The organism is uncultured Lactobacillus sp. (assembly GCF_947367125.1).
Classification (GTDB): Bacteria; Bacillota; Bacilli; order Lactobacillales; family Lactobacillaceae; genus Lactobacillus.
In genome coordinates this window covers 100,369-114,946 of sequence record NZ_CANBCQ010000001.1, presented here as the reverse complement: position 1 = coordinate 114,946, position 14,578 = coordinate 100,369, and the positions used below count along the sequence as shown (strand labels likewise).

The 14,578-nt window shown below is 39.3% G+C and carries 22 protein-coding genes and 2 pseudogenes; all 24 read right to left on the bottom strand.

Translation table 11 applies throughout. The features are described from left to right. Positions 1 to 17: 17 nt before the first annotated feature. On the bottom strand, positions 18 to 224 hold the full coding sequence (locus tag Q0Y84_RS00755; RefSeq protein WP_297949774.1) for an HI_0552 family protein: 207 nt from the start codon (positions 222 to 224) through the stop codon (positions 18 to 20). 304 nt (positions 225 to 528) lie between these two features. Then, positions 529 to 1,215 carry an LPXTG cell wall anchor domain-containing protein gene (locus Q0Y84_RS00750; protein WP_297949772.1) on the bottom strand — a complete coding sequence of 229 codons (687 nt, stop codon included), beginning with the start codon at positions 1,213 to 1,215 and terminating at the stop codon, positions 529 to 531. Positions 1,216 to 1,572: 357 nt separating this feature from the next. Further along, complete coding sequence (locus tag Q0Y84_RS00745; protein ID WP_297949770.1) at positions 1,573 to 1,809, bottom strand: hypothetical protein; 237 nt, start codon at positions 1,807 to 1,809, stop codon at positions 1,573 to 1,575. Positions 1,810 to 1,929: 120 nt separating this feature from the next. Next, entirely contained in the window at positions 1,930 to 2,250 is a 321-nt protein-coding gene (locus tag Q0Y84_RS00740; RefSeq protein WP_297949768.1) for a hypothetical protein, read from the bottom strand. Further along, positions 2,195 to 2,419 carry a hypothetical protein gene (locus tag Q0Y84_RS00735; RefSeq protein ID WP_297949766.1) on the bottom strand — a complete coding sequence of 75 codons (225 nt, stop codon included), beginning with the start codon at positions 2,417 to 2,419 and terminating at the stop codon, positions 2,195 to 2,197. The genes Q0Y84_RS00740 and Q0Y84_RS00735 overlap by 56 nt, the downstream gene beginning before the upstream one ends. A gap of 20 nt (positions 2,420 to 2,439) precedes the next feature. Continuing rightward, entirely contained in the window at positions 2,440 to 3,018 is a 579-nt protein-coding gene (locus tag Q0Y84_RS00730; RefSeq protein WP_297949764.1) for a hypothetical protein, read from the bottom strand. Next, entirely contained in the window at positions 2,993 to 3,415 is a 423-nt protein-coding gene (locus Q0Y84_RS00725; RefSeq protein WP_297949762.1) for a hypothetical protein, read from the bottom strand. The genes Q0Y84_RS00730 and Q0Y84_RS00725 overlap by 26 nt, the downstream gene beginning before the upstream one ends. Before the next feature lie 42 nt (positions 3,416 to 3,457). Next, positions 3,458 to 3,649: pseudogene (locus Q0Y84_RS12295) on the bottom strand (hypothetical protein); the annotation flags it as partial. Positions 3,650 to 4,023: 374 nt separating this feature from the next. Then, positions 4,024 to 4,185: a hypothetical protein gene (locus Q0Y84_RS00720; RefSeq protein WP_297949760.1), complete on the bottom strand. Its 162-nt coding sequence runs from the start codon at positions 4,183 to 4,185 to the stop codon at positions 4,024 to 4,026. A 177-nt stretch (positions 4,186 to 4,362) separates the two neighbouring features. Further along, positions 4,363 to 5,298 (bottom strand): Rib/alpha-like domain-containing protein, encoded by a 936-nt coding sequence (locus tag Q0Y84_RS00715; RefSeq protein WP_297949759.1) that lies wholly within the window; start codon positions 5,296 to 5,298, stop codon positions 4,363 to 4,365. Next, positions 5,279 to 5,656, bottom strand: a complete 378-nt coding sequence (locus Q0Y84_RS00710; RefSeq protein ID WP_297949757.1) for a Rib/alpha-like domain-containing protein — start codon at positions 5,654 to 5,656, stop codon at positions 5,279 to 5,281. The genes Q0Y84_RS00715 and Q0Y84_RS00710 overlap by 20 nt, the downstream gene beginning before the upstream one ends. A 95-nt stretch (positions 5,657 to 5,751) precedes the next feature. Continuing rightward, positions 5,752 to 5,970 (bottom strand): Rib/alpha-like domain-containing protein, encoded by a 219-nt coding sequence (locus Q0Y84_RS00705; RefSeq protein ID WP_297949755.1) that lies wholly within the window; start codon positions 5,968 to 5,970, stop codon positions 5,752 to 5,754. Beyond that, positions 5,963 to 6,190 (bottom strand): hypothetical protein, encoded by a 228-nt coding sequence (locus tag Q0Y84_RS00700; RefSeq protein WP_297949753.1) that lies wholly within the window; start codon positions 6,188 to 6,190, stop codon positions 5,963 to 5,965. The genes Q0Y84_RS00705 and Q0Y84_RS00700 overlap by 8 nt, the downstream gene beginning before the upstream one ends. Then, positions 6,154 to 6,471 carry a hypothetical protein gene (locus tag Q0Y84_RS00695; RefSeq protein WP_297949751.1) on the bottom strand — a complete coding sequence of 106 codons (318 nt, stop codon included), beginning with the start codon at positions 6,469 to 6,471 and terminating at the stop codon, positions 6,154 to 6,156. The genes Q0Y84_RS00700 and Q0Y84_RS00695 overlap by 37 nt, the downstream gene beginning before the upstream one ends. Next, positions 6,461 to 7,489, bottom strand: a complete 1,029-nt coding sequence (locus Q0Y84_RS00690) for a hypothetical protein (RefSeq protein WP_297949749.1) — start codon at positions 7,487 to 7,489, stop codon at positions 6,461 to 6,463. The genes Q0Y84_RS00695 and Q0Y84_RS00690 overlap by 11 nt, the downstream gene beginning before the upstream one ends. Then, positions 7,405 to 7,935 carry a hypothetical protein gene (locus Q0Y84_RS00685; RefSeq protein ID WP_297949748.1) on the bottom strand — a complete coding sequence of 177 codons (531 nt, stop codon included), beginning with the start codon at positions 7,933 to 7,935 and terminating at the stop codon, positions 7,405 to 7,407. The genes Q0Y84_RS00690 and Q0Y84_RS00685 overlap by 85 nt, the downstream gene beginning before the upstream one ends. Further along, positions 7,898 to 8,608 (bottom strand): pectate lyase-like adhesive domain-containing protein, encoded by a 711-nt coding sequence (locus Q0Y84_RS00680; RefSeq protein ID WP_297949745.1) that lies wholly within the window; start codon positions 8,606 to 8,608, stop codon positions 7,898 to 7,900. Before Q0Y84_RS00680 ends, Q0Y84_RS00685 begins: the two co-directional genes overlap by 38 nt. After that, positions 8,575 to 8,688, bottom strand: a complete 114-nt coding sequence (locus tag Q0Y84_RS00675) for a YSIRK-type signal peptide-containing protein (RefSeq protein ID WP_297949928.1) — start codon at positions 8,686 to 8,688, stop codon at positions 8,575 to 8,577. Before Q0Y84_RS00675 ends, Q0Y84_RS00680 begins: the two co-directional genes overlap by 34 nt. A 419-nt stretch (positions 8,689 to 9,107) precedes the next feature. Continuing rightward, complete coding sequence (locus Q0Y84_RS00670; RefSeq protein ID WP_297949743.1) at positions 9,108 to 11,666, bottom strand: YSIRK-type signal peptide-containing protein; 2,559 nt, start codon at positions 11,664 to 11,666, stop codon at positions 9,108 to 9,110. A gap of 297 nt (positions 11,667 to 11,963) precedes the next feature. Next, entirely contained in the window at positions 11,964 to 12,272 is a 309-nt protein-coding gene (locus tag Q0Y84_RS00665) for a hypothetical protein (protein WP_297949741.1), read from the bottom strand. A 108-nt stretch (positions 12,273 to 12,380) separates the two neighbouring features. Further along, positions 12,381 to 12,677 carry a PD-(D/E)XK nuclease family transposase gene (locus Q0Y84_RS00660; RefSeq protein ID WP_297949739.1) on the bottom strand — a complete coding sequence of 99 codons (297 nt, stop codon included), beginning with the start codon at positions 12,675 to 12,677 and terminating at the stop codon, positions 12,381 to 12,383. Between the two features lie 221 nt (positions 12,678 to 12,898). Then, positions 12,899 to 13,291 carry a hypothetical protein gene (locus Q0Y84_RS00655; RefSeq protein ID WP_297949737.1) on the bottom strand — a complete coding sequence of 131 codons (393 nt, stop codon included), beginning with the start codon at positions 13,289 to 13,291 and terminating at the stop codon, positions 12,899 to 12,901. 8 nt (positions 13,292 to 13,299) lie between these two features. Further along, on the bottom strand, positions 13,300 to 13,479 hold the full coding sequence (locus Q0Y84_RS00650) for a 2-hydroxymuconate tautomerase (RefSeq protein ID WP_297949735.1): 180 nt from the start codon (positions 13,477 to 13,479) through the stop codon (positions 13,300 to 13,302). A 52-nt stretch (positions 13,480 to 13,531) separates the two neighbouring features. Further along, positions 13,532 to 14,434: pseudogene (locus Q0Y84_RS00645) on the bottom strand (endonuclease). Positions 14,435 to 14,578 lie beyond the last annotated feature (144 nt).

Genomic DNA, 14,578 nt, shown 5'->3' with positions numbered 1-14,578 from the left:
AATAGTAACGGGAACAATTATACTAGTTTTTCATAGAGCGGTATTAATTCATTAATTGTTTGCTTAATAAAATCTTCCATACTAATGTCTGGCGCTTGCTTGCGAAAAATAAATTTACCAACTAAAAATGTTGCATCCCCTAAACCAGCTTTGAATTCAGCCTGTTTTTGCCGATCATTCAAGTAATCGCGCAACTCAAGATGATCATCAAATTCCGACGCCATCTCACCATTCCAAATACGTCAGTCAGTCAAGTAAAGCCGTTTGCTCCACTCAGGCAAAATGGTAAGTAATTCATTATATTCTGCAGGTCTGTCTTGCCACTGCGCACTCTTATATAATCTTTTTAAAAGAAAACCCTGGTTGATCAAAAATTTGAAACATTTCCTCTGTTAGTTTAGTCATTCCATGATCCTTTCTAGGTAAGTTTTTTTGTACGTACGTTCTGAATATCAAAATTATACCAAACGAGTTTTCTGAAGAAAAGCGAACAAAACAAAAAACAGGCAACTTTTATATTGCCTGTCTTTAATCAATTTTATGTGTTTGAATTAGATATTGCCTTTTCCGCTTACGGTCAACGACTTCACCGAACAATGCGACAGCTGCACCTAATGCCATTGCAGACAAGCCGAGCAAGCCAGTCTTATCGTCCTTTTCGCCAGTTTGTGGCAAAGTCTTGGCATTTTCTTTATCGCCTGCAGCAACTGCATTAGTTCCGTTAACGTCGGCACCCTTAGCGCCTGTATTAGTAGTGAATCCATTATTCATGCTTTCACCGTAAACGCCTGCGTTAGAGTTGTAACCCTTCTTCTCGCGAGCATCAAGACCTTCACCGTGAACACCGCTATTGGTTGCCCATGGATTTTCGGTCTTAGCTGCCTTCTTGGTTACATTCTTCACCGTCTTCTTGATAATTGCTTTCTTAGTATCATCCTTCTTAATGTGTTTCTTTTGTGGCTTCTTAACTTCAGGTTCCTTCTTAGGTGGTTTAGTCTCTTCTGGCTTGTGACCTTCTGGAGCTGGTGGAATTACTGGAGGTTTATCATCATCACTCGTATCAGTTGAAGTCTTAGCAGTAATTGTTACCTTAGTAGAAATTTCTACTGGATCTTGGCCTGGAATAGTAACAATTACGTGACTGTCGGTTGTACCTGGTGTCTTAGGATCAGGTTCTTCGCCTTGCTTCCAAGTTACCGTAGTACCTTCTAGCAATTTATCTGGAGTCTTAGTATAAATTACTTTGCCAGTTGGCTTGTCACCTTCGTACTTAACTTCGGTAGTTGTAGTCTTACCAGAAGTAGTTACGACTTCTGGATAGTGAGGTTCGTATACATCATTGTCCTTTGGAGTTTCAACTGAGTAAATTACCTTTACAGTTGAAGAAGTATCGCCTGGTTTGACAACTAATTCTTCAATTTCAGCAACTTGTTGATTACTAACATAAGCGTGATAAGTCTATCCGGAGTTGAGAACTTGCTTAAAACAGCTTCAGACTTGTCCAAATCACTGTAGCCGTAATGAAGTGAACGCCATCAATATCACCAGTAAAGTCTGTTGCGACCTTGCCAGTTACATCATCAATGACAGCTGAGCGACTAAAGTCAGCGCGTTGGACATTTGAATCATCTCTGTACCATCTGGGTTTGAGATGTCAATTGTTCCAGTTACATGACTGAACATATCCTTGTAAGCATCCTTAGTTGGATCAACACCATGATCACCTGGTTTAACTACATGAGTTGCATGTGCAATAGTTACCACAATGTCAGCTGGGTAAGCACCGACAATCTTCCAGCCCTTTGGCATGCCACTCTTAATAGTTTCAGCAGAAGGAGTTGCTGGTTTATCAGAAGTAAATGTGCCAGTGATTTTTACAGGAGTTTCAGTTGCAATTTCATTGCCCTTAGTATCCTTATAAACAATGCGTTAAGTAAAGTTTTTAGTCTCTGGAGTTGGTGCAGCATTCTTAGTGTAAGTAATAGTTACACTAACAGCTGGTGTGTCAACCGTGACATCGTTATTAGCTTCAACCTTGGCTTGACCTGGAGTGTAACCAGATACTGTTGATGCATCAAATTCATCCCAAGTACCAGTAGTTTCGTTCAACTCACCAGCAATGTGCCATACAGTGTTGTAAGTGGTCTTACCATTAGTTGGATCAATGTAGCCACCGTTACCATTTGCATCTTCATTAGTGAAGTGAATAGTTCTTGCCTGGCTCCTTAACAGTGATGATCCGAGTGACACACTTGTTCATCCCGTCGTCAACGCCATCTTTGCCTGGCTTATAAGGAACTGGCGTATCACCATTCTTATGATAATCAACAATAACAGTGTAGTTTGTTACAGGTTCGCCATCCTGCAAAGCTGATTGAGCCGGAACAAACTTAGCGCCATTCTTATCTTCAAGGGCCACGTTAGCGGTTGGAGTATATCCTACTGCAAGTTCTTCACCCCTGTTGTTCTTAGAAACATTAACTTCATCTTGTTGCCTACAATATTGGACTTCCATTCACTGTAAGTAGTGTATTCATCTTCAGATTTACCTTCAGCCTTCAAAGCTTTATCAACAGTCTTAGTTCTGTAAAGATCTACAGTTTGTGGAATTTCTTGGTCTTTTTGTCCTGGTACTGAAATGACTACAGTCCGAGTTACCTGACGACGAAGATTAGTGTTGTCTTTATTCTTATCATCAAGACCACTCTCGGTGTCCTTCTTGTGTTCAATGTAAACAGTTTGATCTTGAATAGGAGTTGAACCAAATGAAATTGCTTCTGGAGTTTGAGTTCCTGGAACAATTGTCCATCCCTCTGGTACGACTAACTTAGTTATACCTTCAGCACCATCTTGACTTAACTTAACAGTTTCACCGGTCTTACCATCAACAGTCTGAGTCTTTACGATATCAGTATGATCTGCATTGTTTACAAAGTAAATTTTAGCTGTTTGATCATTTGCAGTGTAGTTAATTTCAACGCTAGCATCCTTATCATTGGATGAAACTTTGCTTAGCATCAACCTTAGTTGGGTTTGCAGTGTAGCCTGGTACTACACGAGCATCAAATTCAGCCCAAGTATCTGAGCCAACTGCATGCCAGTCATTCTTCGTAGTCGTCTTTTTACCGTTAGCATCAACAGTAGTGTAACCTGCATTACCCTTGTCATCCTTACGAGTGAAGTGAACAACTTGTGGTTCAGGCTGAACCTTACCAGTTACAGAATCTGGATAGTTAACTGTGATCGTACGTTTGATGTATTCATCCATACCATCAGTTACGCCATCTTTGCCCTGTTTATATGGAACTGGAATAGTAGTTTCCTTGTAAGCAACAGTTACAGTGCTGTCCTTGGTTGTGTCTGGATCAACAGTAACTTCATCAATTGAAGTTACTGTCTTGCCATCAGCTGTCATCGTTGGTGTGTAAACTGAACCATCTTTTTCAGTAATAGCAGGCGTATCTACTGCAGTCCATTTATCAGAGCCTTCTGCAGTCCACTTATTGTAAGTTACCTTACCAGTTACTAGATCTTTGTAACCAATGTGATGGTCACCATCTTCACGGGTAAACTTGACTTCTTGAGTTTGACCCTTATAAGCATCTCTTTGACCATCTGGGACACCAGTAAAGGTTACTGTACGAGTAATAGTCTTCTATGCTGGGTTAGTATCGTCAGCATCAACTGGAATATTGCCATTCTTAGTGTAAGTTACAGTAACATCAGTACCATTCTCTGGCATACCATCCTTAGAAACTACAACATCGACATTTTCAACCTTAGCAATTGATGGGGTGTAGCCAGTGAATGAAGCAATTTGGTCAAATTCTGGGAACTCGGCATTCTTGCCGTCAGCAAGCTTCCAGTCGTTACAAGTTACATCACTTGTATCATTACCAGTAACATCAACGTTGTGGTAACCGTCACGAACATAATGAACTGTTTGAGTTGCTGTCTTAGGTGTTTCAACAGCTTTGCCATCCTTGTCGGTTACACCAGTAACATTATATTTAATGTTATGAGTTACATAAGATTAGTGTCGTCATTTTCCTTACTATCTGAAGTTGAACCATGACTACCAGTCTTGAAAGTTATCGGAACATCAAACTTAGTGCCGTTATCAAAAGTAAATTCAGCCGTGCCACTCATGTGATCTGCATCAAACTTGCCATTAGTGCCTGGCATCCCGTTCTCAGCCCAAACATCCTTAGTTACGTTGCCGTTCTTGCAAGTCTTGCCGCTAATACTATCTCTATCAAGGTAAGTCTTGATGGCATCTGCAGTAGTTGGAACATTACTCTTGTAGTTAACTGAAATATTTTGCTTACCAGTTGCACCGCGGAAGTTGAAGTAAACGTTAGATCATGAGTTGTAGCCATCCCATGCCAAGCCTAACTTGTTCAAAGTATTGTAGTCCGTAATTTTGACATTGTAACGGTACTTAGAGTTGCCTGAAATGCCGTCATCTGAGCCAGTTATTTCTTCACCACTATCAACTAAAGTGTCACCAGTCTTAGACTTAAAGTTATCAGCATTAGTGTTTAACTTGTAGTTATCTTGCCATGCTAATTGAATATTAGCAGCATCAATCGTATCGCTACTATCCTTGTCGCTTACATAAGTCTTACCATCAGCACTCAAAGTGTAAGTAGCAGTCTTATTGTACTTGCCAGTTGCTCTATCCCAATCATATCTTTCAATTAAACTGTATAGGAAGTTCTGAGCATCAACACTAGCATCGCCAGTAGTCTTGTGAACATCAAATGGTGTCTTAATAAACTTGGTCATCGTTTGATCACCATAGTAAATATCTTCACCATTCTTATTGTGTTCCTCGCCAGTTACGCTAACTGGAACATTGGTTGTGCCCGTAGTGCCGTCCTTATAAGTTACTTCAACTGGAACACTGAATGTACCAAGTGGAGCATCCTTAGTTATAGTAGCAGAAGCCTTACCAGTCTTTTCATCAACTGTAATAGTTACTCCGTCTGGAGCTTTGAAGCCATCAGTTACGTTAACAGTAACTATCTCCGTCTTTTTCGTACCATCTGGGTATTCAACTTCAACGCTACCTTTATGAGGACCCTTGGTAGAAATATCCGGCTCCTTAGTCCAAGTTACCTTAAATGGATAGCCGTCAACCGGATCCTTACCACCATTATTCAAGTTCATAATTGCAGAAGTTGGATTTGGTACTTTAGTACCTTTACCAGTTGTAAGCGTAGTTACGACAGGTGGATTGTTAACAACAATATCAGTCTTTACAACTTCGCTAGAATCATCTGGGTAAGTTTTCATCAGTCTTCTTACCTGGAGTCTTAACGTCGTCGCCAATCTTGTCAGGATCATTCCATTCAAGCTTAGTACTTGCTGGCAACTTGGTTACATCGGGATCAACCTTATCAGTGTCCTTGTTAGTTACAGCACTTGGAGCATCTGGAGTAGTACTCTTGTCAGTTGAAACTTGCTTGGTAATTGGTTGACAATTGTCAGCTTGACTAGCAGTAACTGTATACGAAACTGGTACATCAAGTGTTGAACCATCAATAAAGTGAATTGTTGCAGTCGTATTTCGCTTACCAGTTGTTGCAACGGAAGGAGTCTGATCATCTTTCCAAGTTACATTAGAAACCTCAGAATTATTATCCTTAGTCAAATTAGCGATATCAACTAAAGAAGCTGGATCTGAAAGTGAACTTACTACATTATGAATTGCAGTACCTTCAGCCTTAGTTTTTGCATCCCCTAAGGTTAAATCAGCTGCAGTGTTAACCGTGTTAGTAATCTTAGATGCATCTGAATCCTTGCTGAAGGCGCCTCAATTGTAGTGGTCTTTGGCTTTTCGTCAGCAAACACATTAGTATCGATATTATCTTGGCTACCATCTGGATAAGTTACAGTAATATTTTCGGTGTACTTACCTGGAGTCTTAATGTCGCTTGCAGCTTGATTAGGAATCAGTCTAAGCATAAGTTGTCTTGGCGTCCGGCTTAGCAGAATCGGTGATCTTGTCTAAGTCAGCAGTATTTTTAATACCATCCTTTGCGCCTGGCGTAGTGGTGGCATCAGTCCAAACTTTAACATCTTGAGCGACAAGTGGAATAGTAATGTTCAACGGAATATTCACAAAGTCAATTGAACCATCTTGGTAAGTTACCTTTGCCCATGCAGACTTATCCGTAGTATCCAAGTTACCAGTTGGGCTGGTTGTGCTAACGAATTGCCGTCTTGATCGAGCATCTTCTTATTCCATTCATTAGCATCATCATTTGAGCTGTACCAAGCAACACTAGAAATTGATGATAAATCAGTAGTCTTACTACCATCTAATTCAATTAAATCTTTAATACCATCCTTGGCAACTAAATCATTTAACTTCTGATCTGTAGTACCTTTAATAGTTTGGGTTTCAGGTTGATACTTATCAGCATCAGTAACCGCCGTTTTATCATCTAATAACTCAGAACCCATTGCTAAACGTAGTAATGACGCCTTGAGCTGAATCCTTAGAAGCCTTTTGACTACCATTGTATTGGAATGAATTTAAGCCTGATTGACTGGTAGCCATAATCACAGATCCATTTGAATGTAAGAACTTAGGGTCGCCAGTTGCGTTTTGTGGTGCAGTTTTACTGGCAGCAGTAAAGCCGAAGCCTGTATTGTCACCCCAGTTGTTCATGGAGCTTGCATTCTTTACAATCCAGGTCCAGCTTGGCGTTTCTGACTTATTTGCCTCATCCCCCTGAGCAATAGGAGATTGAGTAATAGTTACACCGTTGGGTTGACCCTCAAGGTAAACTAAGTCACTACCGTTCTCTGGCAGATCATTATTACATTGCAAGTTCACATATCCAGGATTAGTAAAGTTAAGGTGGGAAGGAACACTTGAGCCTGAAACATAAATCATCCTTAAATTAGTTTGATCTTCAGAATCTTGTAAGTCTAAGGTAGCTCCTTCATTTACCTTAACAGTAAAGTTTCCTTTCAAAAGACCTGAAGCACCTGACCCCATTGAGATTATTGGGCTCATAGAATCAGCAGTTGAAGTACGCACAACCTTAATTGACCCATTGTCGTTGATAGTGTTGGAATCGGTATTTGTCAAGTTGCCAGCATAGCCAACACCGATTGAAAGCACACCGTACTGACCACCATCAAAGGTTCCAATCGATTTACCGCCAGTTTGAACTTGAGCGGTAATAATATCAACGTTGCCAGTCTTGCCAACATTCATATTACCAGCAAGTACTGCAATTGAATGGCCAGCACCCATATTCATGTTTAAGTTATCGTCAACATTAACAGTACCGGTAATCGCATTAGTAGTTACAATAGCCTTAACATCCTTGCCACCAGTAATGTTTAAAGTAGCACCGTCCTTGATGTTCATTGAATACTTGCTTATTACATTATTTTCAGAAACATCATCTTGCGCAGTACGAACAGCAGCACCACCATATTGCAAGTTATATGATGATGTTTGTGGCATATTAATGGTAGTAGTGCCATCTTCAACAGTAATGTAACCTGCAGAAATAGCATTTCCATCATCACCAGTGGGGGGGTAGAACCACCGGTGTAACCATTGCTAGTTAGGTTATTAGTTCCTTTAAGAACTAAAGTATAAGCTTCACCATTAATATCAGCTGAACCTGCCCAATTAGTCTTAAAGCCACTAATAATTGGACGATCAGTCACATTGGCATTAACATTATTGAAAGTAACCTTAATGTTCTTTTGGTTTTCTTCACTTACTGCCGCATTATCACCAGCACCAGCCCATGCACTACCAAAGTAAATTGGACTATATTGGTGACCGTCAAAAGTATCTGCATTAGTATTGATATTGTCAAAGGTGATATCCCAATTTGGATGATCTGCGTCTTGATTATTGTTGTTAAACTTTAATGAATATTTGCCAAAGTTTAACGACATCAATATTGCTAGTCAACTTAATTTCGTTAACATTTGTATTATTTAATGCATTAACAAAGCTTGACCAATCGCTGACCTCTGATGTATTTGACGTCTTAGTGTCAACATCTTCCAAAGTGGCTGCTTTAAGTTGAACAGCTTCAGGAAGTTGAGCCATTTCATTTTGCAACTCTTCTGCGGCTTTTTGTGCATCATCTTCGCTTATTTTGCCAGCTTCAAGTTGAGTTTCTAATTTTTCATATTTAGCTTCAAGACTATCAAGAGTTGCATTATCAGCTGCGGTTGTAGTTTCGTTAGCCTTTTTATTTTTAGTATCTGAATTTACATCTGGAGTAGTCCTAGCGTTGTCTACAAAAGCCTCGGTGTTACTGCCTTTCTGACTAACTGAATCATTTTTCTTTAAATCAGTTTCAGTTTTTGACTTATTGGCCTTAGTTGTTGAAGTTGGTGTTTCAGATGATTTAGACGTCTCAGAATTATTATCTATAACAGTACTTTCAACTTTTTTAGTAGATGATGAATTTAGTACCTCCCCATCTTCGATTTTTTGTTTCTCGTTATCTTTAGACTGGCCTGCTTTATTAGTAACACCAGTGCTGTTTTTATTACTCTCATTTGTCCGCACAGTAGCATCATTTTTCACATCAGCCTTAACGCTCTGCCCATTTGCCATCCCAAATATGGGCCGATCAGAACAGACGCAGCGCCAACCGTAAATTTACGGATGGAGAAGCGTTCTGTTTTAGGTTCCATCTTGCGCAAACGTTCATTAAAATTGTTCTTTGACAACATATTTAGCATCCCTTACTAAATAATCACTAATCTAGATACAAGCAAGCTATTAAATAACGCATTTGTTTTCACATTCTATAAAAAATAATTAATATCTACATCAGTCTTGTCTTTTATGTACATATTAATCCTATCATGTTAGCAAAATAAAACAAGCGTTATTCATACCACTAGTAACTGATACTACGCATATTGCGAGATATTCTATTTTTAGAGCACTAAATAATTGCAATACAACAATTTAAATATACCATTATTGTATTTATATTTATCTTCACAAATTATAATAACAAATCAGTCAAGAAAATTTCTTATATGCAAAAACAGGCAGCGCTTTTTACACGTTACCTGTTCTTTATATTTTTAGACTAATAATTCGATTAATTCTTACGTTTCTTGTCTGTTCCAGCAAATCCAAGCAAACCTGCAAGAGTGGCAAGAACTAAGCCTGCAATACCCAAGCTAGACTTACTTTCTTCACCAGTTTGTGGTAGAGCTTCAGTCTTCTTAGCATTAGTTGAAACAACTGCAGTTGACTTAATTTGATTGTCAGCTTTATTTTCAACTTGACTCACTTTGTGAGTAGACTTCTTAACTGCTGTAGCATGTGGAGTTACATTTTTCACATTAGTTTGTTTCTTGTTTTGTCCTTCGTGCTTCTCTTGCCCATCGTGATGATCTACCTTTTCTGGCAAAACTGAGCCATTATTTTGCTTGTCATCATTAGTTGGTGCAGCTGGTTGCTCTGGCTTTACCGATGTTTCTGGCTGAACCTCTGGTGTTGGTTGAGACTCAGGTTGAGGTTCAGGCTTTGGTGTAGGTGTTGCATCTTTTTGAACGTAGTAAACATAGTTAATGTCCTGTGTCCCCATTTGCAACTGAACGCCGGTAACTACCTTACCGTTTACAACAAATTGTCCTGTCTTAAAGTTCAAGTATGGTACAGGATTACCTTGCTTAGTGCCTTCATGATAGCCCTTGGGTAACTTAAGCGGTGCTTGATCGAACCAGGTCCAATCACTCGGTACCCAAAGTGCTTCATTAGGTGCCTTAGCAGAATCATAGAGAACATCATTGGCATCTTGATCAATAATTTTCTCTGTCACCTTATGCAAATTTGCATAGTATACAATGTCAATCATTTCATTAGATTGACCATTGCCAAAGAGATCAGGAGTCTTGCTAAATGCTGCACTGGAGTCAATTAAACCTGGATTGGTAATCTCAGTTCCATTATTGAACTTCTTCCAAGCTGCTTCATTGCCTTTTTCTGGAACATAGCTTTGACCAACTAGTTTGGTAATCTCTTTACCATCTTCCTTACCATTATTAACTGCCAACGCATCCTCAAATGCTGCATCTGAGACAATGTCTTTGCCATAAGTTCGACGAATACCAAAATTATAACCTTCAACATATGGTGTTACAATTCCAGCTGTTAAATCAGACATTGCTGAAGAAGCATCCTTATTAATTCTCCATTCAGTTTGCCCTTGTTTATTCTTATATTCATCAAGTGATAATTTGATGACTTGCTCTTGAATTGGCAATACTTGACTATTTTCACCTTGACGATAAGTGTAAGTGTAAACTTCTTTATCATTAAGATAATATTGGTACCAAGTCCGCACAGTTCTAGTAAAGGTCTTAGTTTGACCAGTCTTTTGCCATTCGTTGAAGTGAATGTTAAAGATCGTCCCTACGGGTGCCGTTGCTGTATATTCTGGCAAAGTCTGACTAGTTGGATCTTGCTTAATCTCTTGATTCAATTTTTGGAACAGAGCAGTGGCTTGGGCCTTATCTGTACTATCAAAGGTAGTTTCAGCACTCGTGATTTCTGGGAAATAGTTAGACAAATCAGGCAATTTTTCTGGATAACCTGTCTTATTATTATAGAACTTGGCATTCTTAAAAAGATCTGCTAAATTCAATGAATCAAACTTTACGCTTGTCCATACTTTATTTCCTTGCTCGTCTTGATAGCCAGTAAAGTCTTTCCTAGCTACAACTGCACTGTATTCAGCGCTACCATCAGTTTTATCGTGACCTGGAAGATAGATGTTTACTCGTTCAGTTTGATAATCTTTAATTGCCTTATAAAAATCAATCCGATACGTAGTACTAATTGGTTGAGAAATTGAGTATGCTGGCAAATCAGATGTTAAGCGGTTCTTTGAAACTATCTCGTCTAACTCGTCTCTCAGCTTAGCAGCCCTTTCTTCTGAAGCCATTCCTTCTGTGTGCTCAGTCATTACTTGGGTAATTACAGGAACATAACCTTGATCTAACCAAGTTTGATAAGGAATATCTTGGCCTTTTTTTCCAGTAGCTGTATAAGTAAAGTCGCCAGATTTAAGTAAAGTATCAATATTCTTAGATGAAAAGCCGGCTTCACCCCACGCAACATCGCCGCCAGCAGACTTGACACCGGTCATGTTCTTCTTCTCTACTGTTTTGTAATAACCATTTGATGAATCTTGCGCATCTGCAGGACCATAAACAAAAATTTCTTCTTCAGCAGTATCTGTATATTGCTTAGGTGCAGTAGATTTCGCAGCTGCAGGTGATTGCTGAGCCTTAGTTCTTACCTCACGCTTAGCTGTATTATTGGTGTCAGCTTGATTGTTCGTTGGTTTAACCGTTGGCATTTGTGTTATAGGTGTAGTATCAGTTGAAGCTTGTTTTTTCTTATCTGAACCCTGCGTAATTGCAGAAGTTAGTGAAGTAGCAGTTGACGGCTTGTTATTATCTTGAGCTGCCGTCTGGTCACCCTGAGTTTGTTGTCCTGGTGCCTTTAGTGTTTCTGTTGTTTGAGCATCAGCAGTGTCAGCCTTAACAGTTGCACCATTAGCCATGCCAAAAATAGTGAAGCCGATCAATACTGAAGCGGCACCTACCGTAAATTTACGAATTGAAAAACGCTCTTTTTTCTCATTCATTTTACGTAAATGCTCTTGGAAATTGTTTTTGGATAACATTTCATTTACTCCCTTTTCTTCTACTTACTCACACTCTTTTGTGTTGCTACAGTTAGTATAACATTTGTTATCTATGAAAGCAAATCTATCAAAAAGGATGCCGCTATTTGCGACATCTTAGGAGAATATTTTGCTGAAAAGCTTATTTAATCAGTCTTACTGATAAATTTCAGTTGCTAATTTGGTGATTTTATCGAGATTAAACACATAACCAAACCTGCCCATTGCATCATGAATCGTAGTTTGAAGATCCTTGCCTTAATTCTTATTAAATTCAATGAAGCTTCTAGCATTCTTTTCTGTGTTGTTTTCGGTTGCCTTTTCAGCAGCTTTCTTCAATTCGTAGTCGTACTTGTCCATGTCTTGCACCCACTTTCCGCTACCAACATAATTTTCAAGATCTTTTTGCAATTTCTTCACGTAATCATCCGTTTGATTGGAATCGCCTTCCATGTAATCCAAAACATCGTTGATCGGTGCATCACTGTCTCGGATCTCTTTGGAATTGAGAATCTTGACGTGCAGTCCAATTTTGATCTCAATCGACCTAGTCTTCTCGTCAAACATTTTAAAATCATAGCAGCTTTCGTTTCGATAATATGAATCAAACGTACAAAGAAAAACTACGTATGCATTTTTAAGTTCGGAATAATTTTGCTCCGACTGCAAAGTGTATCAAATCAGATTGCCGATATAATATCGCATTCGCTGTTCTAGGTCTCCGTCATTTTTTCGCCGTATTTCGAAATCAAACACACGGCCCTGGTCATCCCTGGCCCAAACATCGAGCCGGATGTGCTCAGCTTTGTAAGCCGTCTTGCCGTCATATTGTGTAAGCACCTCAGTATCTTTGCTGTCTAACTCGGGATAGGCACGGCGTAACAATTCCATACAGTTTTCTTTCTTGCCCATTACGTGATCGAAGACTAGGTCGTCAGTGATCAAAGGATATTCTTGTTTTTCCTTACCCAAATTCTACTTCATTTCTAGTATTTTCTCAGCAAAAATACCCCTCCAATATTATCTATTACACAAAAAAGTGGCAAAATTTTTTGGAAAATGAAAATTTATTTTTAGACGAAAAAAGAGTGTCGCTTGCGCGACATCTCCCCCGGAAAATTAATCTAACTTTGCTTCAAAAATTCTTCTAGTTGCTTGTCAGAGTAGACATTGCCATATTTTTGCTTGAGTTGTTACAAAATTTGCTGGCTAGTACAACCTACATCTTTCAAAGAATCGATCAAATTAAGGACGCCAGTTTTAAGACCTTTCTTTAGGCCTCTTTCTTCGCCCTTCTTCAATCCTTTCTTTTCACCCGCTTGCTCACGCTCTAACATTCTGGTTTCAAAGTCCATAATCGTGTCCCTCCATTCTGGGTCAGCGTTCATTGATTTAATACGCTCCCGCGCTTGATCAAAAAGTCTATCGTCGCTCACCGGCAAATCTTTCATCAGTCTGACCAAATTAAGTAATGTGTCAGTCTCGGTTCCGTCGGGAACTCCGTTTAAATTAATTATAATTTTAGTCAAACCGTCTGCCTTAGTCAAAAAGAAAAGACGACTCACACTCGAGTCGTCTTTCATCATCAAGTTAACTAAGCTCTCCACTCGCCACCTTGGCCATAAGTGTGCTTACCTAATTCGTTGATAATTACGTGAATGTGTTCCTTAGGTGCGCCGGTGTTTTTGTGCACTACTTCAGTGACATCCTTCATTAAGTTGGTAATTTGTTCGTCTGAACGGCCTTTGATCAATTCAATATGTACAAATGGCATAATTTCGTCCTCCTGTTTTTGCTTTTATTATAATACAGAACCATACATTTCCCTACTTCAATTCAAAATTCAGCCGCACTGGATTATGATCTGCAAATTCAAAATCAGTACTGATTGTTGCGCGCACATTTTTTGACACAATAAACCCATCACAAATGGTCATATAATTGATCTTCGGATCATACTTCATGTCTGTCGCCCGTACTGTGGATACTTTTTTCTCGATTTGTCGCTTTCACCATAGTAAAATCCTTTGGCAGCATCCCCTGATCCAGAACCGACACCCAGCTCGGAATCTTCTCCTGATGTTCGAAATGCGTCATCATATCCTTACCCAGCGCATGATTGAAATCGCCACCAACAATCACATAATTGCCAGCCCGATACTCATGCTCCATCACAGAAGAAATCAGCTTCATCTGCGCCTTGCGCATCTTGCCACCCTTATCATAGGACGACATGTGTGAATTAATCATCATCAAAAATTTACCATTTTTTACTGGAAAACACATCACGACAAAACAACGATCTAAGTCGACAAATTTTTCAATTGAGCCACTTGAGACCGGATATTTTTTCGCTCGGCACTAGACATGTGATACTTGCTCATGCTCAATAATCCTGAGCGCACCGTGCCATGCGGATTATTCAGCGGCACCGCCAAGTAAGCGGAGTGAAAATTGCTGGCAAAAACGTGATTCTCATTAGGAAAAGCTTCTTCCATGCGTTGAACCTGATTAACATGGTAGGAACGGGTAGAATTGATATCTATTTCTTAGAAAAACATAAAATCCGCGTTCTGCTTTTTCATCGTCTTGATCACACCATTAGTCGAAGTAAGCACTGCCTTCTTAGAAATCGCCGTGCCGCGTTTTCCCTGCAGTTTTTGATGGTCGAGGATACGGTAATAATAGCAGCCAAGTAGGCATAATAAATGCCGAAGATGACCCAACATAAAATGATTATGCTCAAAATACCAATGCCGATGCGTTTTGAAATTTTCATATATTCTTGTTCCTTACAAAAGGCTATGATACATGAAAAAAAGCCCAAGCGTAAACTTGGACTTAGTATTTGAATTCTAAGTTAGTAGAAAATG

Bases quoted from the DNA above. Each gene is read 5' to 3' on its own strand.
- Q0Y84_RS00755 (WP_297949774.1), bottom strand. From the start codon at position 224: ATGGCGTCGGAATTTGATGATCATCTTGAGTTGCGCGATTACTTGAAT.
- Q0Y84_RS00745 (WP_297949770.1), bottom strand. From the start codon at position 1,809: ATGCCAAAGGGCTGGAAGATTGTCGGTGCTTACCCAGCTGACATTGTG.
- Q0Y84_RS00730 (WP_297949764.1), bottom strand. From the start codon at position 3,018: ATGCTAAGCAAAGTTTCATCCAATGATAAGGATGCTAGCGTTGAAATT.
- Q0Y84_RS00725 (WP_297949762.1), bottom strand. From the start codon at position 3,415: ATGACAGCTGATGGCAAGACAGTAACTTCAATTGATGAAGTTACTGTT.
- Q0Y84_RS00720 (WP_297949760.1), bottom strand. From the start codon at position 4,185: ATGCCAGGCACTAATGGCAAGTTTGATGCAGATCACATGAGTGGCACG.
- Q0Y84_RS00715 (WP_297949759.1), bottom strand. From the start codon at position 5,298: ATGAAAACTTACCCAGATGATTCTAGCGAAGTTGTAAAGACTGATATT.
- Q0Y84_RS00705 (WP_297949755.1), bottom strand. From the start codon at position 5,970: ATGCTTAGACTGATTCCTAATCAAGCTGCAAGCGACATTAAGACTCCA.
- Q0Y84_RS00695 (WP_297949751.1), bottom strand. From the start codon at position 6,471: ATGGGTTCTGAGTTATTAGATGATAAAACGGCGGTTACTGATGCTGAT.
- Q0Y84_RS00690 (WP_297949749.1), bottom strand. From the start codon at position 7,489: ATGCCACAAACATCATCATATAACTTGCAATATGGTGGTGCTGCTGTT.
- Q0Y84_RS00685 (WP_297949748.1), bottom strand. From the start codon at position 7,935: ATGTCGTTAAACTTTGGCAAATATTCATTAAAGTTTAACAACAATAAT.
- Q0Y84_RS00680 (WP_297949745.1), bottom strand. From the start codon at position 8,608: ATGGCAAATGGGCAGAGCGTTAAGGCTGATGTGAAAAATGATGCTACT.
- Q0Y84_RS00675 (WP_297949928.1), bottom strand. From the start codon at position 8,688: ATGGAACCTAAAACAGAACGCTTCTCCATCCGTAAATTTACGGTTGGC.
- Q0Y84_RS00670 (WP_297949743.1), bottom strand. From the start codon at position 11,666: ATGAATGAGAAAAAAGAGCGTTTTTCAATTCGTAAATTTACGGTAGGT.
- Q0Y84_RS00665 (WP_297949741.1), bottom strand. From the start codon at position 12,272: ATGTTTGACGAGAAGACTAGGTCGATTGAGATCAAAATTGGACTGCAC.
- Q0Y84_RS00655 (WP_297949737.1), bottom strand. From the start codon at position 13,291: ATGATGAAAGACGACTCGAGTGTGAGTCGTCTTTTCTTTTTGACTAAG.
- Q0Y84_RS00650 (WP_297949735.1), bottom strand. From the start codon at position 13,479: ATGCCATTTGTACATATTGAATTGATCAAAGGCCGTTCAGACGAACAA.